The sequence below is a fragment of the Pandoraea capi genome, from assembly GCF_902459735.1.
GTDB classification, from domain to species: Bacteria; Pseudomonadota; Gammaproteobacteria; order Burkholderiales; family Burkholderiaceae; genus Pandoraea; species Pandoraea capi.
This window is the reverse complement of the sequence record NZ_CABPRV010000001.1, coordinates 305,195-328,928: the sequence shown is the minus strand read 5'-3', so window position 1 is coordinate 328,928 and position 23,734 is coordinate 305,195. Positions and strand designations below refer to the sequence as shown.

The window sequence follows — 23,734 nt, the reverse complement described above, 5'->3', positions numbered from 1 at the left end:
TGCCTCAGAAGCTATGTTCCAGCGTCGGGAACGTGCCGTGCTTCACGGCCTGCACATAGGCTTCGATGGCCGCAGCGATGCTGGGCTGGCCGTCCATGAAGTTCTTCGAGAACTTCGGCGACTTGCCGGGGAACACGCCGAGCATGTCTTGCAGCACGAGCACCTGACCGTCGCAATCGACACCGGCGCCAATGCCGATGGTCGGCATCAATGGGACTTCCGGCGTCACGCGCGCGGCGAGGGCTGCCGGAATCGCTTCGAGCACGACCAGTTGCGCACCGGCCGCTTGCAGCGCACGGCAGTCGTCGAGCAACTGCGCCTGTGCGGCATCTTCACGCGCCTGCACCTTGAAGCCGCCGAAGGCATGCACGGACTGCGGCGTGAGACCTACGTGCGAGCACACCGGAATGCTGCGCTCGACGAGGAAACGCACCGTTTCCCCCAGCCATGCGCCACCTTCGATCTTCACCATCTGTGCGCCGGCCTGCATGACGGCAACGGCGCTTTGATACGCCTGTTCCTTCGTGCCATAGGTGCCAAACGGCAGATCGGCCAGCACCAGCGCCTTCTCCACGCTGCGTGCCACACATTCGGTGTGATAGCAGATGTCGCGCAGCGTGACGGGCAACGTCGTACGCTGGCCCTGAATCACGTTGCCTAGCGAGTCGCCGATCAGAATGGCGTCGACGCCCACACGATCGAGCAGTGCAGCGAAACTCGCGTCGTAAGCGGTGAGCATGGCGATCTTCTCGCCGCGCTCGCGCATCTGGGCAAGACCGGGAACGGTCACGGCCTTGCGGTTGGATTCTTGCAGATAACTCATGTCAGCCTCGGTTCAGGAGGGGTTGCCGGCAGGGCACTCACGCCGCGCATTGCCTCGCATGGATCACTCGACGAATCGGCACATCGACGTCGGTGCAGGCGGGCAGAAGCGTGTCGGCGGTCAGAGGCGAGCGCCCTTGACGAAGACTTCCTTGCGCCCGCGCATCTGGTCGATGCGTTCGACCAGCAGGGCGAAGTCGCTGTCGTTGTGCGCCGGATCGAATTGTTCTGTGTCGACTGTCAACACCGGCGCAGCCGCGTAATGATAGAAGAATTCGCCATAGATGTCGCACAGCGCGCGCAGATAGGTGTCGGGAATCTGCTGTTCCATCGGAATGGCGCGTTTCTGGATGCGCGAGAACAGCGTCTCGGGACTCGCTTGCAGATGAATCACGAGGTCCGGCGCGCGATGCGCCCGCTCGATGTGCGCCACGAGCCGACGGTATAGCGTCAATTCGTCGGCAGACAGCGTCAGGCGCGCGAACAGGCCGTCTTTCTCCGGCAGGAAGTCGGTAAAGATCGGCTTGCCGTCGATTTCACGCCGCGCGATTTCCGTCGCCTCATCCACTCGTCGCAGACAGAACGACAACTGCGCGGGCAACGCGTAACGCGCGCTGTCGCGATAGAAACGTTCGAGAAAGGGATTGAGTGCGGGCTGCTCCAGCATCACGTCGGCGCCGGCGGCGTCAGCCAGCCGCTGCGTGAGCGTGGTCTTGCCGACCCCGATGGGGCCTTCGACGGCGACATAACGGAATCGCCCGAGCGCGGACGATCTCATGATGTGCAGACCCGCTTCGTCATGCAGCAGCCGTGCGCGAGGCGCTCGATGCGCTGATCGGCAACGCCGGGCAGCAGGGCGCTCACGCGTCCCACGCCGGGAATGTCGAGTTCGGGGGCAATGTCTGCGAGCGGGTGCAGCACGAACGCGCGCAACGCCATACGCGGATGCGGCACGATCAGATCGGGTTCGGCAATGCGCTCGTCGCCGTACAGCAGGAGGTCGAGATCGAGCGTGCGCGGCGCGTTCTTGTACGGCCGCTCACGTCCGAAATGCAGCTCGATCTTCAGGCACAGCGTGAGTAACTGGCGGGCAGTCAGGCTCGTCTCGACGGCCACTGCGCAGTTGAGATAGTCGTCACCGCTCGACTCGATGGGAGCGGTGCGATACAGATCGGACTTGGCCGTGATGGTGACGCCGATTTGCTGCGCCAGACAGACGATGGCGTCCTTAATCGCTTGGCGGGCGTCGCCGAGATTCGCGCCGAGCCCGATATAGGCAACAGTCATTAGGCACCTTCGGAACCATGCTGTCGCGATGATACCCGCTTGCCATGATTCTCGCTGGTAGCGTTCTCACGTCCGCCGCCACCCTCGCCACCGGTGCTTTCGCCGCTGCCACCACCGCCTTCACCACCCTCACCGCCTCGTCCGCCGGACGGTTTGCGACGGCGACGGCGGCGCTTCGCGGCGGGCGTCGAACCCGACGAACCGCTGCCTTGCGAGAGCAATTCATCACGTCTGACCGAGTCGCCTTCGAGGAAGTCCGTCCACCATTGCCCCACGTCGGCCGGCACTTCGCCCGACTCGCAACGCAACAGCAGGAAGTCGTAACCGGCGCGCAGACGCGGATGCTCCAGCAAACGCAGCGGCGTGCGGCCGACGCGCTTGTCCAGGCGCACCTGCAAGCCCCAGATTTCCTTCATGTCGGCGACAAAGCGACGCTGGATCGCCAGCTTGCCGGTCTGGGCGTCGAGCACGTCGTCCATGGCCAGATGCAGTGCCGGAATCGGATACTCGCCGGCGCTCTGATAGGCCTGCCACTTTTCCAGTACGAGATGCCAGAGCAGCGCCGCGAACAGGAAGCCCGGCGATACCGGCTTGCCTGCGCGAATGCGCGCGTCGGTGTTGGCGAGTGCGAGCGTGACGAATTTCTCGCCCAGCGGTTGCTCCAGCACGACGTCGAGCAACGGCAGCAATCCGTGATGCAGACCCTGCGAGCGCAGTTGCTGCACGCACGCCCAGGCATGGCCGGAGAGCAGCAGCTTGAGCATCTCGTCGAACAGACGTGCGGCAGGCACGTTATCGATGAGCGGCGCGAGTTGCGGAATCGGCGCGGCGGTCGCTTCGTCGATCTTGAAACCGAGCTTCGCAGCGAATCGCACCACGCGAAGCATGCGCACCGGGTCTTCGCGATAACGCGTCGCCGGGTCGCCGATCATGCGCAGCACGCGCTTCTGGATATCTTCCCAGCCGCGATGGTAGTCGTGCACCGTCTGCGAGGCCGGGTCGTAATACATCGCGTTGACGGTGAAGTCGCGTCGCGCGGCGTCTTCGTCCTGCTCGCCCCAGACGTTGTCGCGCAACACGCGGCCCGATTCGTCGGTCACGTGCGTCTTGCGGTCGAGTTCGCCCTTTTTCGGACGGCGCGCGCCGATCTGCTCGCTATCGACGGCATCGACCAACGCGCGGAACGTAGAGGTCTCGATGATCTCCTGGCCGAACTGCACGTGAACGATCTGGAAGCGGCGACCGATGATGCGCGCGCGGCGGAACAGGCGCTGGACCTGTTCGGGCGTGGCGCTGGTCGCGACGTCGAAGTCCTTGGGGGCGATGCCGAGCAGCAGGTCGCGCACGGCGCCGCCGACGATGAACGCCTTGAAGCCGGCTTGCTGCAACGTATCGGTCACGCGTACGGCGTTCTTCGAGAGCAGGCTCGGATCGATGCCGTGAACGGATACCGGAATGACGACCGGCGTGCCGGGCGGCGGACTGTTGGCGCCGCCTTCGGACTGGGCATCTTTGCCGAGCAGCTTCTTGATGAGTTTGCGGATCACTGGAACAACTCGAGAATGGGCCAGCGACGCGCGAGTGCGATTTCGCGCAGCGCCTCATCGGGATTCGTTGCCACCGGATGGTTCACCTTCTCCATCAGGGGGACGTCGTTGGCGGAATCGCTATAGAAGAAAGCGTGGTTGAAGTCGCCCCAGGTCTTGCCCAGGCTGGCGAGCCACGCTTCGGTGCGGGTGATCTTGCCTTCGCGGAAGCTCGGCGTGCCGACGTATTCGCCGGTGAATCGTGCGTTCGGGTCGTCCCCCGCCGTGGCCGGTTCGGTGCCGATCAGGTGATCGATGCCGAACGCGCGGGCGATCGGGCGCGTGACGAACGTGTTGGTCGCCGTCACGATGGCGCACAGGTCACCGGCCTTGCGGTGCATGTCGAGCAGTTCCAGCGCTTCGGGACGCACGTGCGGCAGGATCGACTCCTGCATGTACTGCGCGTGCCAGGCGTCGAGCTGATCGCGCGGATAGCGGGCGAGCGGCGCGAGGCAGAAACGCAGATAGGCCGGCATGTCGAGCCGGCCTGCACGGTAGTCCTGATAGAAGGCCTCGTTGGCCTGCGCGTACGAGTCACGCTCGACCGCGCCCTGGCGCACGAGGAAACGGCCCCACTCCTTGTCGCTGTCGGTCGGCAGCAGGGTGTGGTCGAGATCGAAGAGAGCTAAATTGGTCATTGCGCGAATTTTACCTGAAGCGAGGGGCCGTCTTATGGGGTTCGGTGATTTAGGGGCATCGGAGGCGCCGGTCGACTCGCGTAGTGTGGGCCGATCGGTCTCCGGTCATGGTTTCCCGTCCGGCGCGGCCGGGTCGGCCAGATCGGCATGAATGAGCATCTGGCGCAGCAACGGCAGCGTCACCGCGCGTTTCTGTTCCATCGAGAACCGGTCCAGCCGGTCGAGCAACGCCATCAGACTCGACATGTCGCGCTCGAAATGGGTGAGCAGATAGGCGGGCACGTCCGCCGCCAGTTGCAGGCCGCGCTCACGCGCCGCACTTTGCAGCGCCTGTTTCTTGCCGTCGTCGTCCAATCCCACGATGTGAAATACGAGGCCCCAGCCGAGGCGGGTGCGCAGGTCTTCGCGCAGCGGCATGTCCACCGGCGGCTGCGAACCGGCGGCCACGAAGGCGCAGTGCGGACGGGCGCGGGTTTCGTTGAACAGATTGAAGGCGGCGATTTGCTGGGTGGGAGAAAGATTGTCGCAGTCGTCCACGCAATAGACGGTGCTCGCGTCGTCGAACGTGAAGGCGGCCAGCGGGCTGTTCGGGCGCAAATACCGGGCGCTCGGCCCGGTGGCGTGGCACAGCGCCTCCATCAAATGGGTGCGGCCGGACCCGGCAGCTCCCCAGAGGTAGATGCCGCGATCGCGCGCCGTGCCCGCTGAGAGTTCGGCTGGCAGGTCGGCAAGCGTCTGCGCCGCCTCGCGATTGGGCCCGACAATGAAATTGTCGAACGTGGCGGGCGGCGGCGTGCCGAGGTCGAGATACAGTTGCTGAATCACGAACGAAGAAAGCCGGCGGAAGGCCGGCAGAGTACGGTTTACAGGGCACGCCGACCATTGTCGGCGTCCGATATCCGGATTGCGTTCCGAAAGGACACGCGCATCGGGTAAAATCGCATTTTACCGAACCTTGATGCATTCCCGTCATGTCACACCCTAACGAAACTTCCGGCCTTTCCTATCGCGACGCTGGCGTCGACATCGAAGCGGGCGACGCACTGGTCGAAGCGATCAAGCCGTTTGCCAAGAAAACCCTGCGCGACGGCGTGCTGGGCGGCATCGGCGGCTTCGGCGCACTGTTCGAAGTGCCCAAGCGCTACAAGGAGCCGGTGCTTGTTTCGGGGACCGACGGCGTGGGCACCAAGCTCAAGCTGGCCTTCACGCTGAACAAGCACGACACGGTGGGCCAGGATCTGGTCGCCATGAGCGTGAACGACATTCTGGTGCAGGGCGCCGAGCCGCTGTTCTTCCTCGACTACTTCGCTTGCGGCAAGCTGGACGTGGCCACGGCGGCGACCGTCGTCAAGGGGATTGCCGAAGGTTGCGAGCTGTCCGGTTGCGCGCTGATCGGCGGTGAGACGGCTGAAATGCCGAGCATGTACCCGGACGGCGAGTACGATCTGGCCGGTTTCGCAGTCGGCGCCGTCGAGAAGAGCAAGATCATCGACGGCAAGTCGATCGTGCCGGGCGACGTGGTGCTGGGTCTGGCCTCGTCGGGGGCGCATTCGAACGGCTACTCGCTGGTGCGCAAGATCATCGAAGTCGCGAAGCCGGATCTGGATGCCGACTTCCACGGCAAGCCGCTGCGCGACGTGCTGATGGCGCCCACGCGCATCTACGTCAAGCCGCTGCTCGCGCTGATGCAGACGCTGACCGTCAAGGGCATGGCCCATATCACCGGCGGCGGCATCGTGGAAAACATTCCGCGCGTGCTGCAAGACCATCTGACGGCCGACATCAAGCAGGACGCCTGGACGCTGCCCCCGCTGTTCCAGTGGTTGCAGGAACACGGCAAGGTGGCCGACGCCGAAATGCACCGCGTCTTCAACTGCGGTATCGGCATGGCTGTGATCGTGTCGGCTGCGGATGCCGACGCCGCCGTGAAGCACCTCGAAACGTCGGGCGAGACGGTCTACCGTCTGGGCACGATCCGCGAGCGCAAGGAAGGCGAAGCACAGACGATCGTCTCGTAAGACGCCGACGTCAGACCGTCGCTTCAAAGCAAGCGAAAAGAAAGCCCGTTCGGCATGGCCGACGGGCTTTTTTCATGGCTGTGTCCCGTCCTGAAATAGGTTGACACTTTTTCGTCGAAACGAGGAGGTGGCAAATGGAGCAAGGGATCAAGCGGACACAGCGAGACTACAGCCTGGCTTTTAAGCTGTCAGTGGTCGCGCAGTCGATGCTCGTCACCGCGTGGAACGTGGCCATTGCGGGCGGCGGCATCATTGGCGGCGTGCTGCTTGATCGTCTCGGCGTTGCGGCCACTGCGGCAAGGTTGCCGCAGCGGGCATTTGACGACAGCACGGCACAAAGCGAAAGACGTCAGATCGCGACGCACGGTTCATCCGGGGCGACATGCGACGTACGGGGCGGCTTTCCGAGGCAGAAGAGCACGACGGCGGCGCACAGCAGCGTTACCCCGGCGAGGCGGTCGAGCAACGTGGCGAACGCCTGTTCGTAAGCCGCTCGCAGCGCCGCTTTGCCCCATGCCGGCACACTCGCCACCGCGCCATGCAGGTCGCCCGCCACCAGCCGGTTCACGGCGTCGCGCGCGACGTCGTCGGGCACCGCCCCGTGGACCTCCGGCAGATGCGTGCCGATCAGCGCAATCAGCACGCCACCCACGAGCGCGAGCGCCAGTCCTTCACTCGCCACGCGTGTCGTGTTGAAGATGCCCATCGCCATGCCTGCGCGCTCCGTGGGCACCACGCTCACCGACAAGCCATCCATCAGGCCCCAGGGCATCGCACTCCCTGTGCCGATCACGAGCATCGGCCAGAGCGACGGCCCCAGCACGCCGGTGTCCGGGGCGTTCAACGCGCGGGCGAGCCACACCAGCCCGGCCGCCGCGATCACCAGCCCTGCGCTGCATAACACCCCGGCGGAAATGCGTCGCGCCAGTTGCGTGGCGACGAACGGCACCACGAGCATCGGCAGCGACAAGGCCATCATCTTGAGGCCCGCAACGACTTCGCTGTCGCCGTGCACGCCGATGAAACGCAGTGGCAGCAACACGAGCAGCACGATGTAGCAAAGGCACGTGGCGATCGGCAGCATCTGCACGCCGATAAAGCGCACGTAGCGAAACAGCGTCAGGTCCAGCATCGGATGTGCCACACGTCGCTCGACGATGACGAACGCGACTGCCAGCACTAGTGCGAGCGCGAGTGCGCCGACGACTTCCGGTGCCCGCATGCCGAGCGCCGGGGCCTGAATCACGCCGTAGGTGAAGCACGACAGCGCGCCCGTGAACGTGAGCGTGCCGGGCCAGTCGAGACCTGTCGCCGCAGGGTCACGTGACTCGCGCATGCAGCGCGCACCGACGATCAGCGCCAGCGCGGCGACGACGGCCGTTGCGCCGAACACGCCCTGCCACCCGAAGCGGGCGATCAGCACGCCGGCGAGCAACGGACCGAACGCGAGCCCGACGCCGAACGTCGTGCCGAGCAGGCCGTACGCCCGGGCGCGCGCGTGGCCGTCGAAGTCCTGTGCAAGCGACGCGCCGCCCCCCGCGAGCGTTGCGGCAGCGGCGACGCCTTGCAGCGCACGTAACCCATCGACGACCAGTGTCGAACGTGACAGCGCTAGCGCCAGCGACGTCAGCAACAAGGCCCCCACGCCGAGTAGAAAAACGCGCTTGCGCCCGAAGGCGTCGGCACAAGCGCCTGCCGCCATCAGACAGCCGCCGAACGCGAGCATGAACGCGCTCGTGATCCAGCGCATTTCGAGCGCCGTGCCGTGCAGCGCCGCACCGATGGCGGGCGTGGCGACCGCGCCGCCGGAGAAGCTCATCGGCAGCAGCAACGCCGCGATGCACACGGAGAACAAGCCCAGCAACCGGCGGCGCAACGACGCGTGCGCTCGCGGTGCGGGCCGGGAAGTCATGATCGACATGGAGAAATTCCTGAGGGAAGGCGCGCGCAGGGCGCGCTGGAAACGACGAGCGGAACGCCGGTCGACGTCACGTCATACATGCTAAAAAATCGTCAATCGACGATAAACAGGCGTAGAGTTCGCAGATTGAGGAGGTAAATTCCGTAATCTGCCGACAGATGATCGAGCCGCCGCTTCCGATGACTGGGAGCGGGCAAGCGAACAGGTCAAGGTGGCAGGCGGGCACGCCCACACTTAGCGTGAGCGAACACGCATCGACCGCACTTCAGGATTTGATGACGATGGACAATCTGGCGGAAATCACGGCCTTCGTAAGGGCGGCGGAAACGTTGAGTTTCGTGGCGGCGGGGCGGGCGACGGGCGTGTCGGCATCGGCCGTCGGCAAGCAGATCGCCCGGCTCGAGACGACACTCGGCGTGCGCCTCTTTCAGCGCAGCACGCGACGCGTCAATCTCACCGAAGCCGGTCAGATGTACTACGAGCGTTGCCGTCGCGTGCTCGACGAACTCGCGGATGCCCGCGCGATGCTCTCGCAGGTGTCGCAAACGCCACGCGGCAAGCTGCGCGTCGGATTACCGGTGACCGCCTATCGGTTCCTGATGCCGCTGCTGCCGGCCTTTGCGCAGCAATATCCGGACATCGAACTCGATCTGGACTTCGACGACCGCATCGTCGATCTCATCGACAACGGACTGGACGTGGTCATTCGCAGCGGCGATCTGCCCGACTCCACGCTCATGTCGCGGCGCGCGGGGCCGTTTCGCTTCGTGTTGTGCGCGTCGCCGGGCTATCTCGCAACGCACGGCACGCCGCAGACGCCGCAAGCCCTCGAAGCGCATCGGTGCATCCGCTTTCGCTTTCCGACGTCGGGCAAATTGCAGCCGTGGGCGTTCGTGGCCGATGTCGCTCACGAGCCGAAGCTATCCACGAGCCTGACCTGCAACAACATGGAAGCGCTACTGAGTGCGACCACGCACGGCCTGGGCATTGCCTACATGCCGGACTTTCTCGCGCGCGATGCGCTGGCCGACGGACACCTACAAACGTTCCTCGGCGACTATCTCGTGAATCCCGGTCAGTTCTGGATGCTCTGGCCGTCGAGCCGTCATCTGTCGCCGAAACTTCGGGTGTTCGTGGACTTCATGTGTAACCGCATGCTGTGAGCGTCGTGCACGTGTCGTGCCTTGGCGCACGTTCGCACATCCATGCATCAGCGCTTCATGCGGGATTCCACGGCGTGCATCACGTCGTCGAGCGTGGTTTCCATCACGCGCACGAGGTCATCGATCTGTGCGGTGGGCGCCGCGCCGCGCGGGGTGATGCGAAGGGTGTGAAACGGCATCGACGGCTCGAAGCGGCGCAGCACGAGATCGGAGTCGAGGAAGTCGTAAGCGGCAACGGGATGCAGCAGGCCGATGCCGACATTCTCCTTGACCATCGTCGCGATGTTCACCGAATAGCGCGCGGTGGCGACGACCTGCTCATGCAATTGTCCGTCGATGAACAACTGATCCATGCCCCAGCGCACCATATCCGTCGGTTCGTACGACAGAATCGGTTGCCCCTTCAGATCGGCCAGACGCACGACCTTCTTGCGCGCGAGCGCATGCCCGGCGGGCAACGCGCAGATCGCATCGAGTTTCGCGAACGACACGGCATCGGTGGCGGCCACGTCGCGCGTATCGGTCAGCAGGCCGAGTGCGAGCTGACGGGTGACGACCTGATCGCGAATCAGATCCGACGCGCCGGTAATGAGCGCGAGTTGCACGCTCGGATGCACCGCACGATAGCCGGCCATGACGCGAGCGAAATACCCCAGCCCGAACGACACCACTGAACCCACGCGAATGAGCGCCTTGTCGGGATTGCGCAGATTCAGCGCAAATTCGCGGATGTTCTCCAGCCCGGCGTAGCGCCGCTCGACTTCCTCGAACAACGCAAACGCCTCCACCGTGGGTTCGAGGCGGCCACGGGCGCGGTCGAACAACGTGAGGCGCGTCGAGCGTTCGAGATCGGCGACGAGACGGCTCACCGCAGACTGCGACGTGCCGAGCACCTGTGCCGCTTTGGTGGTCGTGCGCGTGAGCATCAGCGCACGAAAGGCGTCGATGTGCCGGAAATCCATCGATTCTCCACGGAAGGGTTGGCGTGAGAGTGCGTGCCGGAAAGGACGTACGGGGGCCGTCGCACCGACGCGCCCAACTGCTGCGCGCCGTGGCCTGTGCATCGTCTTGCCCGTTGTCCTGACGTCCGCGTGCCCAGAATGTCCGAACGCCGTTGCAGCACGCGCCTTACAGCGCGAAAGCGTGGATTTTACCGCCCTTCATCACCATCGGAATCCGTTCGCCCTGTCCGAGCAGGCAGTCGAGCGAGGCGAGGGGATTGCCATCGACGATCAGCACGTCGGCGTGCGCGCCGGGCACGATCTCGCCCAATTGTCCCGACTGGCCGAGCACCTCGGCGCCGACCACCGTCGCACTGCGCAGAATCTCCGCCGGCGAGAGCACCTCGGCGCGCAGACGGAATTCGTCGCTTTGCAGACGTTGCGACTCGCCGAGCAGGTCCGAGCCGTAGCCCATCTTCACACCCGCCTCACGGAAAATCTCCAGCGAGCGCAGGCCGGCGGCGTGCACGTCGGCGATCTTCGCGACGCTGTCGTCCGGCAGACCGAGCGACTTGCCTTCGTTCGCGAGCGCGTCGTAGGTCACGAGTGTCGGCACCACATAAGCGCCTTGTTCGGCCATGTAACGTGCCGTGGGTTCATCGACGAGATTGCCGTGCTCGATGGTGCGAACGCCGCAACGCACCGCGCGTTCGATGGCCTGCGCCGTGTAGGCATGGGCGAGTACGTACGTGCCGCGTGCACGCGCCTCGGCGACGATGGCGCGAATCTCGTCTTCGGAGTAGCCCCAGGCGCCTACGGGATCGGTGGGCGACGCCACACCGCCTGACGCCATGATCTTGATCTGGTCCGCGCCCATTTGCAGTTCTTCGCGCACGGCGCGGCGCACTTCGTCCACGCCGTCCGCCACACGCGACAGCGCGCCGACGCGCACGCAACACGGACACGGCCCATCGGTGCCGATGTAGTCGGTGCGCGGGCGTCCGTCGCCGTGCCCGCCGGTCTGGCTGATGGCGCGGCCCGACACGAACAGTCGCGGCCCCTCCGCCAGACCGCTCTCCACCGCGTGCTTGATGGCGTGACCGGCGCCGCCGGCATCTCGCACGGTGGTGAAGCCGCGCCGCAGCATGCCTTGCAGAATCGGCACGGACTTGAGCGTGACGAGCACGTTCGGCAGATGCGCCTGTGCCGACAGATTCAGTTGTGTGGCATGCACGTGCACATGCAGATCGATGAGACCCGGCATGACGGTACGCCCGTGGGCATCGATCTCGCGGGCAGACGTCGCCCGGATCGGTTTGTCGGACACTTCCTTGATGCGGCCGTTTTCGATCAGCACCGCATGGTCTTCGCGAAGCTCGCCCTTGACCGGGTCCAGCAACGCACAGTTCGACAGCAGAATCGACTCCATGACCTCTCCTCCGGGACCGTAGGGTCTCGCTAGTTCTTGTGGGTACGGGGCGGCGCGACTTAAGCGATGGTGGCGTGCGCGAGCGTGCGCGGTGTGTTCGTGAGCATCACCGGCGTATCGCCCGTAACGACCGAATCGTCGAGACGGAAGCCACCCAGGCCGTACACGTAGATGCCCGGCTCCGCCGAATAGACTTCGTTCGCCAGCAGCGGCCGATGGTTGAACGCCATGTCGTCGGGATACTCGTGACCGATGATGCCCATGCCGTGGCCCGTGCGATGGCGGATGTACTCGCCGCACCCCGCCTTCTCGATGACGGCCTGAGCGGCGGCGTCGATGCCCGACACCGGTTTGCCGGTCACGGCGGCGTTCACCGCAGCGTCGTTGGCGGCCCGCGCCACTTCGAAGAAGCGCGCCTGATCGCTCGACGGTTTGCCGCAGAACCACGTGCGCTCGTTCTCGATGACGAGGCCATTCAGGCGCGGGATCACGATGTTGACCATGCCGTCGCCCTCGCTGAAGCGCGCGCCGCACGATGCGCCGTCGCCATGGGGCGATGCGGATGCCGGGCCGGAGAGTGTCCAGCAACGCATGACTTCGAGGTTCTCGCCGGGAAAGCGCTTCGCCCCTTCGGTGACCATGAGCGCGGCCATCGAGTAATCGAGTTCCTGCACGAGGCGCCCGGGGCGGATGTTCTCGCGATACCGGTCCTGCACCCAGTCGGCCAGCTCGGCGGCAGCGCGCATGATGGCGATCTCCTCCGCGTGCTTGACCCAGCGCAGGCCGCGCATGTCGGCGAGCATCGGCACGAGCTTCGCGTCGGGCAGCATCGCGCCTGCGCGGGCGAGCGGACCGCCCGCGGCGTCGACACCGATGCGCGATCCGCCGAGACCCGCCGCACGCAACGTGTCGGCAATGAGTGCAGGGACTTCGGCCAGCAGCGGTTGACGTTGCGTCACGCGCGGATGCTCGGCGTACAGCGTGACGCGATCCAGATCGAGCCACAGATGGTGACGCTCGCGCGCCATCATCAGATGATGCGTGGAGAGTTCGTTCATCACGGCGAACGGCTCGCCGTTACGCGGCACGCAAACCGCGATGGGGCGCTCCCACGTCTGCACGTCGACGTGAAAGTTGGTGGCCCATTGAAAGAAGTCGGCAGCGGTGAACACGAGCGCATCGACGCGCGTGCGGTCCATCAGATCGTTCATCAGCGCGCGACGATACTGACGTGTGGCATCGGAGAGAGTCGGCATGGCGAAGTCCTTGATTCCTTGATGTCGAATGGGGGACAAACGGGGCAGTGTGCGTAGCGTCAGGTCATCATCGTTTTCGCATAACGGCGTTGGATGACCCAGTGCGAGGCGATGGCCAGGGCGAACGTCACGACCATCGACACGATGGAGAGCACCGCGCCGAACGGCCAGTTGTTGGCTTTGGCGATCTGGTCGTAGATCGAGGGCGTCATCATCGTGATGCCGGTACCGCCGAGCAGCACCGGCGTGGCATAGGCGTTCATGCACAGAATGAACACGAGCATGGTGCCCGCCGCGATGCCCGGCGCGGCCATCGGCAGGATCACGCGGGTGAGCGTCTGGCGGAAGGTCGCCCCGAGATTGCGCGCGGCTTCCTCGACCGAGAAGTCCATGCCTTCGAGCACGCTTTGCAACGTGAGGATCATGTACGGCAACACCACGGCCGTGGTGCCGATGACGACCGCGAACGGCGTGTACAGCAGACGCACCGGCTGCGACACGATGCCCAGCGACACGAGCAGCGAATTGACGAAGCCCGCGTTGCCGAGCATCACCATCCAGCCCGCCGCCCGCACCACGTTGCCCACGAGCAGCGGGAACACCAGCAGCATGACGAGCAGACTCTTGAAGCGACTCTGCGTACGCGCGAGCACGTACGCCACCGGAAAGCCGAATACGAGCGCGAGCCCGGTGCACAGCGAGGCGATCTTGATCGTCGTCCACAGCACCGACAGGTAGTATGGGTCGGTGAAGAACTTGACGTAGTTCGCGCCGGTGAGCGCGGCCTGCATCATGTCGACGGGATCGAACCGGTTGAAGCTGTAGCGCACCAGTTGCAATCCCGGCAACACGATCACCAGCAGCACGACGAGCGTGGCGGGCGCGGCGAGCGACCCGCCAGTGAACGCGCCCTTGAGGGCGCGTCGTGCACGCGCGGCGTCGGCCCTATCGGCGGAGGCGGCTTCGTTAAGACGCGAAGTCATCGCGGGTTCCGGTGACGATGGGGAGTCGGCAACGCTCACAGCCCCACCTTGAATTCCTTGTTCCAGAAGTCGAGCAACGCGGGCTTGTCGGCAGTGAAGCGTGCGTAATCGAGCTTGACCATGCGGTCGAGTTCGGCGTTCGTGAAGCCCACCGTCTGCGCCAGCGCCGGGGGCAGATTCGCATTCTTCACCGTCGGGGCATAACCCATCGTCTCCGCAAAACCGATCTGCGCGCGCGGATCGAGCATGGCGTTCAGATAGTTGAAACCGCACGGTTTGGACTGGGAGTTCTTCGGCACGGCGGCCTCGAACGTCACCGGCACCGCGCCTTCCTTCGGCACCACGTAATCGATGGGCACGCCCGCCTTCTTCCATTGCAGTGCGCGCGCTTTCCACATGCACGTGAACCAGATGTCACCGCTCTTGAGCGCCGATGCCACGGCTTCGTTCGACGGATAGACCTTGGGCTGTTGCGTCTTGCGCAACTCGCGCAGGAACTGCACGCCGCCGGCCATGTCACCGTCTTTGTGACCTGCCGCGAGCGAGCTGCTCACCACGTTGAAGTTGTAGAGAATGTCGGAGAAGCCGACTTTGCCCTTGAGCTTCGGATCGAGCGCTGCCGTGAACGAGTCGGGCTTCGTGCCGAGCTTCTCCGGGTTGTAGACGATCACCATCGCACTGAAGATGTGCGGGATCGAGTACGGACGGCGCAGGGCGTCGAGCGTGTTCGCCAGATTCGGCACGAGCTTGGCGTCGACTGTCTCCAGAATGCCCGAGCGGTTGATGTCGTACATGTCGAGGTCGGCCAGACAGGCGACGTCGAGCGAGCCGCGACGCGACGCCTTCTCCGCGCGCAGCTTGGTCATGCGCCCGACCTGATCGGCCGAGTCGTACGTGACCTTGCCGCCGGCGGCTTCGATGATCGGCTTGCCGATGTTCTGTTCGAGCAGGTTCAGATAGTCGCCGCCCCAGGTGCCGACGACCACGTTCGGACACGCGTCGGCCGCGTAGGCCGAGAGGGCGTCCAGCCCGAGCGTGGGGGCGATCACCAGACCGGAGGCGGTCTTGAGGAACGTGCGGCGGTTCAGGGCGTGCGTCATGTCGTCATCCTTCTAAACGTTGGCCGTCGGGGCCAAGGCATGGGTCGAAGCGTGAATGCAGCGGGTATGAAGCGGGTATGAAGCGTGAATGCGGTAGCGGCGTCGTCAGGCGTTGAAAAACAGGCAGTCGCTGCTCGCGAAGCAGGCCTTGAGTGCGCTACCGGGGGCGTAGCGTCGGGCGTCGTCGCGGGCGGTGTTCTGTACGTGAGCGACGAGCGTTTCGCCTTGCGCGCTCTTGAGCCGAAGCTCCAGCGTCGAGCCGAGATAGATCGTCTGGTCGACGGTGACGGGCAGGGCGGTGTCCGTGGGCGCAGGCGCATCGGTGAGCCGCAGACGTTCGGGCCGGATGCCCAGCGACGTCGGCTTTGCACCGTCCGCCGTGGTGCCCGCCAGCGCCAGACGCTCTCCCTTTGCGGTCACGAAATGTCCGTCCTGCATCTGCCCGGCGAGGAAATTCATCTTGCCGAGGAAGTTGGCGACGAACGGATTGGCGGGGCGCTCGTAGAGGGCGTCGGCGGTGCCGATCTGCTGCACGCAGCCGTCGTGCATGACGGCCAGACGGTCGGCAATCGCGAGCGCTTCTTCCTGATCGTGCGTGACGAAGATCGTTGTGAGGCCCAGACGTCGTTGCAGCGCGCGGATTTCTTCGCGGACTTCGGTGCGCAGCTTCGCATCGAGATTGGAGAGCGGTTCGTCGAGCAGAAACACATCGGGACGAATCGCGAGCGCGCGGGCGATGGCCACGCGCTGCTGCTGACCGCCGGAGAGCTGGCGCGGATAGCGATCGGCCAGTGTGCTGAGTCGCACCATGTCGAGTGCTTCACGAATGCGCGTGGCGCGATCGGCGCTGGACACGCGTCGCATCTCCAGCCCGAAGGCGACGTTTTCCGCTACGGTCATGTGCGGAAACAGCGCGTAACGCTGGAACACCATGCCGGTGTTGCGACGATGCGGTGGCAGGCGCGAGACCTCCTTGCCGCCGATCCAGATCTCACCGGCCGTCGGTTCGACGAATCCCGCGACCATGCGCAGCGTGGTGGTCTTGCCGCAGCCGCTGGGCCCGAGGAACGCGACGAGTTCGCCTTCGTCGATATCCAGCGAGAAGTCCGCAACGGCAGCGGCGTTGCCGTATTGCTTGCGCAGCGAGCGAAGCGAGACGTTGGCCATGTCAGATCACCTGGCTGAGTTTGACGAAGCGATCGGTGATCAGCATGACGATGCCGAGCAACACGATCTGCGCGGCGGACACGGCCGCAATCGTCGGGTCGAGATTGAATTCGAGGTACTGCATGATCGCGATGGGCAGCGTCGTCTTGCCCGGGCCCACGAGCGGCAGGGTGAGTTCGAGGTTCTCAAACGACACGATGAAACTGAACAACACGGCCGCGACGATGGCCGGACGCAGCATCGGCAGTGTCACGCGCCACAGCGTGCGCCACGGCCCTGCGCCGAGGTTGCGCGCGGCTTCTTCGATGGTGCCGTCAATCTGCGCGAGGCTGGCGCCGACAAGCCGCATCGTCCAGGGAATGGTCAGGCAGATGTGCGCGATCACGAGGCCGCCGAACGTGCCCACGATGTCCATGTCGAGTGCGTTCTCGGCGCGCAGATAGAACAGATAGGTGGCGATGCCCGCCACGATGCCGGGCACGACGAGCGGCAGCAGCAATACGTTGCCGAGCGTGCGCCGCCCCGGGAAACGGTAGCGGGCGAGAGCGAGCGACGCGGCAACGCCGAGGATCACACCGCCGATGGCCGCGCAGGCGGCGAGTTGAACCGAGAGCAGGAAGCCGTTGGCGAACGCAGCATTGCGCCATGCGTTGACGTACCAGGACAGCGTGTAGCCGCTCGGCGGGAAGGTGATGATCGCGTCTTTGAAGAAGCTCAGCCAGACGACGAAGATCAGCGGGCTGAGCATGAACAGATAGATCAGCGCGATGCCTGCACGCATCGCCCATTTCGCAAGCGGCACGCGCCGGGGGCCGCCTGTCGGCAACCTCGGCACATCGCTCGCCACCCCACTCGGCTCCATCGAAGTCTGCATCATCGGCACCCTTCCCGGTATCGTGGATTCGATGCAATTTTGCATTGATCGAAACGTTGATATGCAAATTAGCATATCAAAATCGGCATGCAAACTGGAAAGCTGTCAGGGTTTCAACGGATGCGCGCACGCGCATCGGCGCGGGCTGGCGATGAGATTTCGACGCGTGCGACGGGCCGGGCAGCCGTGATGGAGACTGGCGTGTTGCGGCGCTCGGAGGCGGGCGGGAAAGGAACGGGAAAGAGGCGGAAGCAGGCGGGAAGGAGCGGGGCAGGAGGCTTCACCGCCGGGGCGGTGAAGCGTGCGACATCAGGTGATCTTGCCGACGATCAGTCTTGCCAGAGTGCGCGGACGGTGGCGAGCGCGCGCTGTGGCGCGTCGGCGGCCGTGCAGTCGACGATGTGACGCTCGGGCATGGAGCGCAACCAGGTGAGTTGACGTTTGCATAACTGGCGCGTGGCGAAGATGCCTTTGTCGCGCATCGTGTCGTAGCCGGTTTCGCCGTCGAGGTATTCCCACACCTGACGGTAGCCCACGCAGCGCATCGACGGCATGCCGGGATCGAGATCGCCGCGTGCGCGCAGGCGCTCGACTTCGTCGATGAAACCGGCGGCGAGCATCAGGCGAAACCGCTCGGCAATGCGCGCGTGCAGCACCGAACGGTCGGACGGTTCGAGGGCGACGGGCACGAACGCGTGCGGTGACGACGTCAGTGGCGTCTGCGCCTGTTCGGCGAGCCATTGGGACATCGGCTTGCCGGACAATTCGTAGATTTCCAGCGCACGTTGAATGCGCTGCGAATCGTTCGGTGCGAGGCGCGCGGCCGTCACCGGATCGACACTCGCCAGTCGTGCATGCATCGCGGGCCAGCTGTCGCGCGCGGCGTCTTCGTCGAGCCGGGCACGCACCTCGGCATCGGCCGACGGCAGCGGCGAGAGGCCTTGCGTGAGCGCCTTGTAGTAGAGCATCGTGCCGCCGACGAGCAACGGGCGACGTCCGCGTGCGGCGATGTCGTCGACGAGCCGCAGCGTGTCTTCGCGAAACTGTGCGGCTGAGTAGGCGTCGCGCGGATCGATGATGTCGATCAGATGATGCGGCACGGCTGCCAGCTCGGCGGCGCTGGGTTTCGCGGTGCCGATATCCATCTCGCGATAGACGAGCGCGGAGTCGACGCTGATGATCTCGATGGGGGTGTCCTGCGCCAGCGCGAGGGCGGCGGCGGTCTTGCCGGAAGCCGTCGGGCCCAGCAGACAGACGATCGGGGAATTAGCCTTCATGAACCGCTCAACGTCCGCGCATGAACAATTTGTCGAGGTCGCCGAGCGTGAGCTGGTACCAGGTCGGACGTCCGTGATTGCACTGATCGGCGCGCTCCGTCGCTTCCATCTGACGCAGCAGCGCGTTCATCTCTTCGTGCGTGAGACGCCGGTTCGCGCGCACCGCCGTATGGCAGGCGAGCGTGCCGAGCAACTCGTGCTGACGTTCGGTGAGCACGCGCGAGCCGCCGTACTGACGCAGGTCGGCGAGCACGGCGCGGGCGAGTGCCTGGGCGTCGGCGCCGTCGAGCAACGCCGGAATGGCGCGCACGGCGAGCGTAGTCGGGGACATGGCGGCGAGATCGAAGCCGAGCGCCGTGAGCGTCTCCTGATGTTCCTCCGTCGTGCCGATTTCCACCGGATCGGCGAAGAACGTCACTGGGATGAGCAACGGCTGGACGGGGACGCTGCGCTCCACGAGGGCCTGCTTGAAGCGCTCGTAGAGAATGCGTTCGTGCGCGGCGTGCATGTCGACGAGCACGAGGCCATAGGCGTTCTGCGCGAGGATGTAGATGCCGTGCAACTGGCCGAGGGCGAAGCCCAGCGGTTGTTCCAGTTGCATGGCGTCGACGGCATTGACGCTGCTGGCGCCACCGGCACCATTCGCACCGAAGACCTCGGCGAGGCCGCTGGCGAACGTCGCGCCGTCCTGTGCGGCGCCCGTGTTGCCGTAGGCGGGCGAGGGCGCATCCGTCACGCCCGGCTGGCCGTAGGGGCGCGCGGCTGGCGGCGCCGTGCGTCCGAACAGGTTGTCGTAGACCGATAGCGGCTGCGCCACGGGCAATGCGCCCTGCTGCGCGCGCGCGTTCCAGCTACTGCCGCCCGGTGTGCCGAAGCCGCCGGACGGGCGTGCGCCGGAAAACCCGCCGCCTGATCCACCGAAGCCACCCAGGCCGCCGGGCGCCCCACCCGCAGCCCCCGGCCCGGCCGCGAGGCCGCCGCCCTCCGTCAGATGGGCGGCGTGTGTCGCACCGCCGCTGCCTGCGGCACGTGCGAGGGCACGCTGCACGGCATGGAACACGAACTGGTGAACGCTGCGGGCATCGCGGAAGCGGACTTCGATCTTCGACGGGTGCACGTTCACGTCGACCAACTGCGGCGGCAGCTCGAAATACAGCACGTACGCCGGATAGCGGTCGCCGTGGAGCACGTCTTCATAGGCGGCGCGCACGGCGTGCGTGAGCAACTTGTCGCGCACGAAACGGCCGTTCACGAAGAAGAATTGCTGGTCGGCACGGCCGCGACTGGCCGTCGGCAGGCCGACGAAGCCCGACAGGCGCAATTCGGCCGCGCCTTCGTCGAGCGCCAGATGGGCGTCGGCAAAGTCGTTGCCCAGCACGCGCGAGACCCGCGTTGCGGCGTCGGAGGCATTCCAGTGCTCGACCGCGCGGTTGTTGTGCAGGATGGAGAAGCCGACATCCGGGCGCGCCAGCGCGCTGCGACGGATGACGTCCATGCAATGACCGAACTCGGTCTGCTCGGTCTTCAGGAATTTGCGGCGCGCGGGCGTGTTGAAGTACAGATCGCGCACGTCGACCGTCGTGCCGACCGGGCCGGCCGCCGGGGTGAGGGCGCCGGTATTGCCGTCGATGGCGGTGGCATGCGGCGCGTCGATCTGGCGGCTCGAAAGCGTGAGCTGGGCCACCGAAGCGATGGAGGCCAGCGCTTCCCCCCGGAAACCGAGCGTCAGCACCGATTCGAGCTCGTCCAGCGTGCGGATCTTGCTCGTGGCGTGGCGGGTGAGCGCCAGCGGCAACTGGTCGGCGGACATGCCGCCCCCGTCGTCGGTGATCGCAATGCGACGCACGCCGCCTTCTTCGAGCTTGATCTGGAGCGCCCGGGCGCCCGCGTCGAGGGCGTTTTCGAGCAGCTCCTTGACCACGGAGGCGGGACGCTCGACCACCTCGCCGGCGGCGATCTGGCTGATCAGCTGATCGGGAAGGACACGGATGGCGCGTGCGGGCGCGAGGCCCGCCGGCATTGGGCCGGGGCGGCGCTCGGGGGCGTCGGACGGCGCATCGCCGGACATGAGGGCCGGGTCTTGCGCTTCGGGAGCGGGGGTCGGGGTGGCGGACATGGGAACCATTATAAAGGTTGCCCTCAAAGACATAGGTTTAGCGCGGTTTCGGTGTTCAATACCCGTTTAATTCGATGCAATCGCCTTTAATTGGCAACTAATTCCGTTATGAGATCTTATTGGGACGAAAACGGTGAAAGTGCCGAATGCGGGCGCGAAGCGCATCGACCGGCGCGTGCCTGAAGGTGAAACGGCAAAACGTGACGATTGGGGATGCACCGCAACTGCCATGACGCAGGGTGTTACCGTCACGCAGACTTAACGACGCACGACGGCCGCACTGGTATGATGCGACTCGTCGCGCGCCCGCAGGGACGGGCCGGCGTCCTTTATCTTGAGGAATCGACTTGGATACTTTGGTGCAATTGCTGGAGATGGTGCTCCACATCGATAAACATCTGGGGGTGTTTATCGATCAGTATGGAAACTGGGTATATCTGTTCCTGTTCATGATCGTATTCGTCGAAACAGGACTGGTGCTGTTCCCGTTCCTTCCGGGCGATTCTCTGCTGTTCATCGGCGGCGCATTTGCTGCCACCGGCGCCATGGATCCGTGGCTGCTGGGCGTACTGCTGTTTATCGCGGCGGTGACGGGCAACACGCTGAACTACTGGATCGGCTCGCAGATCGGGCCGCGCGTGTACGAGAAGAACTGGCGTTTCCTCGATCGCGACGCGTTGCGCAAGACGCACGACTTCTACGAGCACCACGGCGGCAAGACCATCGTGATGGCGCGTTTCGTGCCGGTCGTGCGCACGTTCGCTCCGTTCGTGGCCGGTGTGTCCGCCATGCCGTGGGCGCGCTTCCAGCTCTATAACGTGCTGGGCGCGCTGATCTGGGTGGTGCTGCTCGTGGGCGGCGGCTACCTGTTCGGCAACCTGCCGCTGGTGAAGCAGTACCTGAACGTCATCGTGCTGGTCGGGATTTCGGCCGCTGTGGTGCCCATCGCGCTCGGTGCGCTGTGGAAGCTCTTCTCGCGCGGTCGTCGTCGTGGCGAGCCGCAAGGGCAGGGCAAGTAACGAAACAAGGCGATGTGGCGGCCTGTGCCGCCCCGTCTGCCGACGAAAAAATGGCGCGTCCGGGTTCGGGCGCGCCATTTTTCGTGGGTGACTTTCGTTGGTGACGGCGATGGGGCCCGGCGGGACCGCCGCGATCAGGCCGTGCGGTTTTTCGCGATGGGCGGATTCTTGGCGAAGTAGGCCTTGATACCCTTGAGCAGCGCCTCGGCCAGCCGGTCCTGATACGCGGGATCGATGAGATTGCGCTCTTCGTTCGGGTTGCTGATGAAGGCGGTCTCGACGAGCACCGACGGAATGTCCGGCGCCTTGAGTACGGCGAACGAGGCCTGCTCGACGTTCCGGCTATGCAGACGCGGTGCGACCGTACCGATCTGCGCGAGGAGCGCGGAGCCGAACACTTTGCTGTCGCGAATCTGCGCCGTGGTGGACATGTCGAGCAGCGCGTGCGCGACCGTCCGGTCGTTGGTCTTGATGTTGACGCCACCGATCAGGTCGGATGCGTTCTGCGTCTTTTCCAGCAGACGTGCCGTTGCACTCGTGGCGCCGCGTTCGGACAACGCGAATACCGATGCGCCGTTTGCCGAGGGCGAGGTGAAGGCGTCGGCGTGGATCGACATGAACAGGTCGGCTTCCACGCGACGCGCCTTCTGCACGCGCACCCCGAGCGGGACGAAGAAGTCGGCGTCGCGCGTCATCATCACGCGCATGTTCGGCTCGTTTTCGATCTTCTGACGCAGGCGCTTGGCAATCTGCAACACCACGACTTTCTCGTAGGTGCCGGCGCCACCGATCGCCCCCGGATCTTCCCCGCCGTGGCCGGGATCGAGCGCGATGGTCAGCAGGCGCGCCGTCTTCGGGCCGCGCGGGGGCGACACATAGGTGTCGTCATCATCGTCCTTGCGCTGGGCGAGCGGCGGTGTTTTATCAGGTGTTGCAGGTGAGGACGGCGTGGCCGGTGACGGTCGCGACGGACGCTGTCCCGGTTCGCGTTGCGCATAGCGCTGGAAGAACGCTTCGCTTTCCTCGGTGCTCGGTGTGCCGGCGCCCGACGAAGGCTGTGATGTATGCGGCGGTTGCGAGTTCTGCGCCAGGGCCTGTGCCTTGTTCGCCGTTTGTGCGAGCAGCTCCATGAGTGGATCGGGCTCGACGGCCGGGTACAGATCGAACACCGTGCGGTACTTGTAGCCCGCGACCGGCGGCAACGTGAACGACTGCGGCTTCACGCCCGCCTTCAGGTCGAACACCATGCGCACGACACCGGGCTTGAACTGCCCCACGCGCACCTGAGCGATCTGCGGATCGTTCGGCTGGATCTTGGCAACGAGATCGCGCAGCGCAGGATTCAGATCCACTTCGTCGAGATCGATGACGAAGCGGTTCGGACTTTCCATCAGTTGCTGCTGGAATTTGACCGGGTTGTCGGTCTCGAGCGTAACGCGTGTGTAGTCCCTGGCCGGCCAGACACGCACCGCGACGATGGCGTTGGCAAAGGCGAGACGCGGGCCTGTGAGGGCGAGGATCAGTGTCGATGCGCCGGCGCGCAAGGCGCGGCGGCGGCCGGCGTTGAGCGATGAGGCGTCGTCGGTACGGGCGAAGCGTTTGATCAGCATGAGTTCAGGCAAGCAAGACCGGCCGGCGTGTAGGCACTCGTCGTGAGACGGCGGCTATCGCCGACAGGTTCCAGCCAAAGGCGTAAATCGGGGGGGCCCAGCAGCCCTTCGGCTTTTTCCGGCCACTCGACCAGGCAGAGGGCGTCGCCCGCAAAATGCTCGCGAAAGCCCGTGTCGTGCCATTCGGCCGGATCGGCAAAGCGGTACAGATCGAAATGATAGACCGGCAACACGCCTTGTGGTGTGTCGATGTTGTATGGTTCACACAGCGCGTAGGTAGGGCTTTTGACGCGTCCCGTGTGGCCCAGCGCGCGCAACAACGCCCGCACGAAGGTGGTTTTGCCCGCGCCGAGGTCGCCCGAGAGCTGCACGTGCAGCCCCGCGTGTGCGGCGTCGGTATGTGCCATGCGCTCGACGATGACGCGTGCGAACGCCGCAGCGAAGGCCTCGGTGGCGGCTTCGTCAGGTAGCGCGAAGATGCGTTCGCCCAACAGGGGCGGCGCCGATGGATCGTGCGTGACGGGCAT

21 protein-coding genes are annotated in these 23,734 nt (G+C 65.1%); 3 read left to right on the top strand and 18 right to left on the bottom strand.

Going from position 1 to position 23,734, the window contains the following annotated elements; translation table 11 throughout:
- Positions 1-4: 4 nt before the first annotated feature.
- The 6 genes from panB to hda form a co-directional block, all read right to left on the bottom strand.
- Positions 5-823 carry a 3-methyl-2-oxobutanoate hydroxymethyltransferase gene (gene panB, locus PCA20602_RS01425; protein WP_150719657.1) on the bottom strand — a complete coding sequence of 273 codons (819 nt, stop codon included), beginning with the start codon at positions 821-823 and terminating at the stop codon, positions 5-7.
- Positions 824-943: 120 nt separating this feature from the next.
- Positions 944-1,600 carry a deoxynucleoside kinase gene (locus PCA20602_RS01420; RefSeq protein WP_150719656.1) on the bottom strand — a complete coding sequence of 219 codons (657 nt, stop codon included), beginning with the start codon at positions 1,598-1,600 and terminating at the stop codon, positions 944-946.
- Entirely contained in the window at positions 1,597-2,109 is a 513-nt protein-coding gene (gene folK / locus PCA20602_RS01415) for a 2-amino-4-hydroxy-6-hydroxymethyldihydropteridine diphosphokinase (protein WP_150719655.1), read from the bottom strand. Before folK ends, PCA20602_RS01420 begins: the two co-directional genes overlap by 4 nt.
- Positions 2,109-3,656 (bottom strand): polynucleotide adenylyltransferase PcnB, encoded by a 1,548-nt coding sequence (gene pcnB, locus PCA20602_RS01410; RefSeq protein WP_150719654.1) that lies wholly within the window; start codon positions 3,654-3,656, stop codon positions 2,109-2,111. The genes folK and pcnB overlap by 1 nt, the downstream gene beginning before the upstream one ends.
- Positions 3,653-4,333 (bottom strand): histidinol-phosphatase, encoded by a 681-nt coding sequence (locus tag PCA20602_RS01405; protein WP_150719653.1) that lies wholly within the window; start codon positions 4,331-4,333, stop codon positions 3,653-3,655. Before PCA20602_RS01405 ends, pcnB begins: the two co-directional genes overlap by 4 nt.
- 105 nt (positions 4,334-4,438) lie before the next feature.
- Positions 4,439-5,158: a DnaA regulatory inactivator Hda gene (gene hda / locus PCA20602_RS01400; protein ID WP_069341994.1), complete on the bottom strand. Its 720-nt coding sequence runs from the start codon at positions 5,156-5,158 to the stop codon at positions 4,439-4,441.
- A 146-nt stretch (positions 5,159-5,304) separates the two neighbouring features.
- Between hda and purM the strand changes: the two genes are divergently transcribed.
- The gene (gene purM / locus PCA20602_RS01395) at positions 5,305-6,351 is read left to right on the top strand and encodes a phosphoribosylformylglycinamidine cyclo-ligase (RefSeq protein ID WP_150719652.1); all 1,047 of its coding nucleotides are present in this window, start codon (positions 5,305-5,307) and stop codon (positions 6,349-6,351) included.
- A 349-nt stretch (positions 6,352-6,700) separates the two neighbouring features.
- Here the strand turns inward: purM and PCA20602_RS01390 are convergent, their stop codons facing one another.
- On the bottom strand, positions 6,701-8,263 hold the full coding sequence (locus PCA20602_RS01390; protein ID WP_150719990.1) for an MFS transporter: 1,563 nt from the start codon (positions 8,261-8,263) through the stop codon (positions 6,701-6,703).
- Positions 8,264-8,553: 290 nt separating this feature from the next.
- On the opposite strand from PCA20602_RS01390, the gene PCA20602_RS01385 reads away from it, so the two are divergent.
- Positions 8,554-9,435 (top strand): LysR family transcriptional regulator, encoded by an 882-nt coding sequence (locus PCA20602_RS01385; RefSeq protein WP_150719989.1) that lies wholly within the window; start codon positions 8,554-8,556, stop codon positions 9,433-9,435.
- A 47-nt stretch (positions 9,436-9,482) separates the two neighbouring features.
- Here the strand turns inward: PCA20602_RS01385 and PCA20602_RS01380 are convergent, their stop codons facing one another.
- From PCA20602_RS01380 to mutL, 9 genes are all read right to left on the bottom strand, one after another.
- Complete coding sequence (locus tag PCA20602_RS01380) at positions 9,483-10,397, bottom strand: LysR substrate-binding domain-containing protein (protein WP_150719651.1); 915 nt, start codon at positions 10,395-10,397, stop codon at positions 9,483-9,485.
- A 166-nt stretch (positions 10,398-10,563) separates the two neighbouring features.
- A complete protein-coding gene (locus tag PCA20602_RS01375) occupies positions 10,564-11,805 on the bottom strand; it encodes a metal-dependent hydrolase family protein (RefSeq protein ID WP_150719650.1) in 1,242 nt (413 codons plus the stop codon).
- Positions 11,806-11,864: 59 nt separating this feature from the next.
- Positions 11,865-13,061 carry a M24 family metallopeptidase gene (locus tag PCA20602_RS01370; RefSeq protein ID WP_150719649.1) on the bottom strand — a complete coding sequence of 399 codons (1,197 nt, stop codon included), beginning with the start codon at positions 13,059-13,061 and terminating at the stop codon, positions 11,865-11,867.
- A 59-nt stretch (positions 13,062-13,120) separates the two neighbouring features.
- A complete protein-coding gene (locus tag PCA20602_RS01365) occupies positions 13,121-14,044 on the bottom strand; it encodes an ABC transporter permease (RefSeq protein ID WP_150719648.1) in 924 nt (307 codons plus the stop codon).
- A gap of 35 nt (positions 14,045-14,079) precedes the next feature.
- Positions 14,080-15,144, bottom strand: a complete 1,065-nt coding sequence (locus PCA20602_RS01360; protein WP_150719647.1) for an extracellular solute-binding protein — start codon at positions 15,142-15,144, stop codon at positions 14,080-14,082.
- Positions 15,145-15,249: 105 nt separating this feature from the next.
- On the bottom strand, positions 15,250-16,311 hold the full coding sequence (locus PCA20602_RS01355; protein ID WP_150719646.1) for an ABC transporter ATP-binding protein: 1,062 nt from the start codon (positions 16,309-16,311) through the stop codon (positions 15,250-15,252).
- Between the two features lies 1 nt (position 16,312).
- Positions 16,313-17,173 (bottom strand): ABC transporter permease, encoded by an 861-nt coding sequence (locus PCA20602_RS01350; protein WP_425495633.1) that lies wholly within the window; start codon positions 17,171-17,173, stop codon positions 16,313-16,315.
- Between the two features lie 341 nt (positions 17,174-17,514).
- A complete protein-coding gene (gene miaA, locus PCA20602_RS01345; RefSeq protein ID WP_150719645.1) occupies positions 17,515-18,462 on the bottom strand; it encodes a tRNA (adenosine(37)-N6)-dimethylallyltransferase MiaA in 948 nt (315 codons plus the stop codon).
- 7 nt (positions 18,463-18,469) lie between these two features.
- Complete coding sequence (gene mutL, locus PCA20602_RS01340) at positions 18,470-20,578, bottom strand: DNA mismatch repair endonuclease MutL (RefSeq protein WP_425495629.1); 2,109 nt, start codon at positions 20,576-20,578, stop codon at positions 18,470-18,472.
- 347 nt (positions 20,579-20,925) lie between these two features.
- On the opposite strand from mutL, the gene PCA20602_RS01335 reads away from it, so the two are divergent.
- Positions 20,926-21,597, top strand: coding sequence for a VTT domain-containing protein (locus tag PCA20602_RS01335; RefSeq protein ID WP_069341982.1), 672 nt, complete (start codon positions 20,926-20,928; stop codon positions 21,595-21,597).
- 134 nt (positions 21,598-21,731) lie between these two features.
- Here PCA20602_RS01335 and PCA20602_RS01330 read toward each other — a convergent pair whose 3' ends face one another.
- The gene (locus PCA20602_RS01330) at positions 21,732-23,207 is read right to left on the bottom strand and encodes an N-acetylmuramoyl-L-alanine amidase (RefSeq protein ID WP_246181968.1); all 1,476 of its coding nucleotides are present in this window, start codon (positions 23,205-23,207) and stop codon (positions 21,732-21,734) included.
- Positions 23,201-23,734 carry a tRNA (adenosine(37)-N6)-threonylcarbamoyltransferase complex ATPase subunit type 1 TsaE gene (gene tsaE / locus PCA20602_RS01325; RefSeq protein ID WP_150719643.1) on the bottom strand — a complete coding sequence of 178 codons (534 nt, stop codon included), beginning with the start codon at positions 23,732-23,734 and terminating at the stop codon, positions 23,201-23,203. The genes PCA20602_RS01330 and tsaE overlap by 7 nt, the downstream gene beginning before the upstream one ends.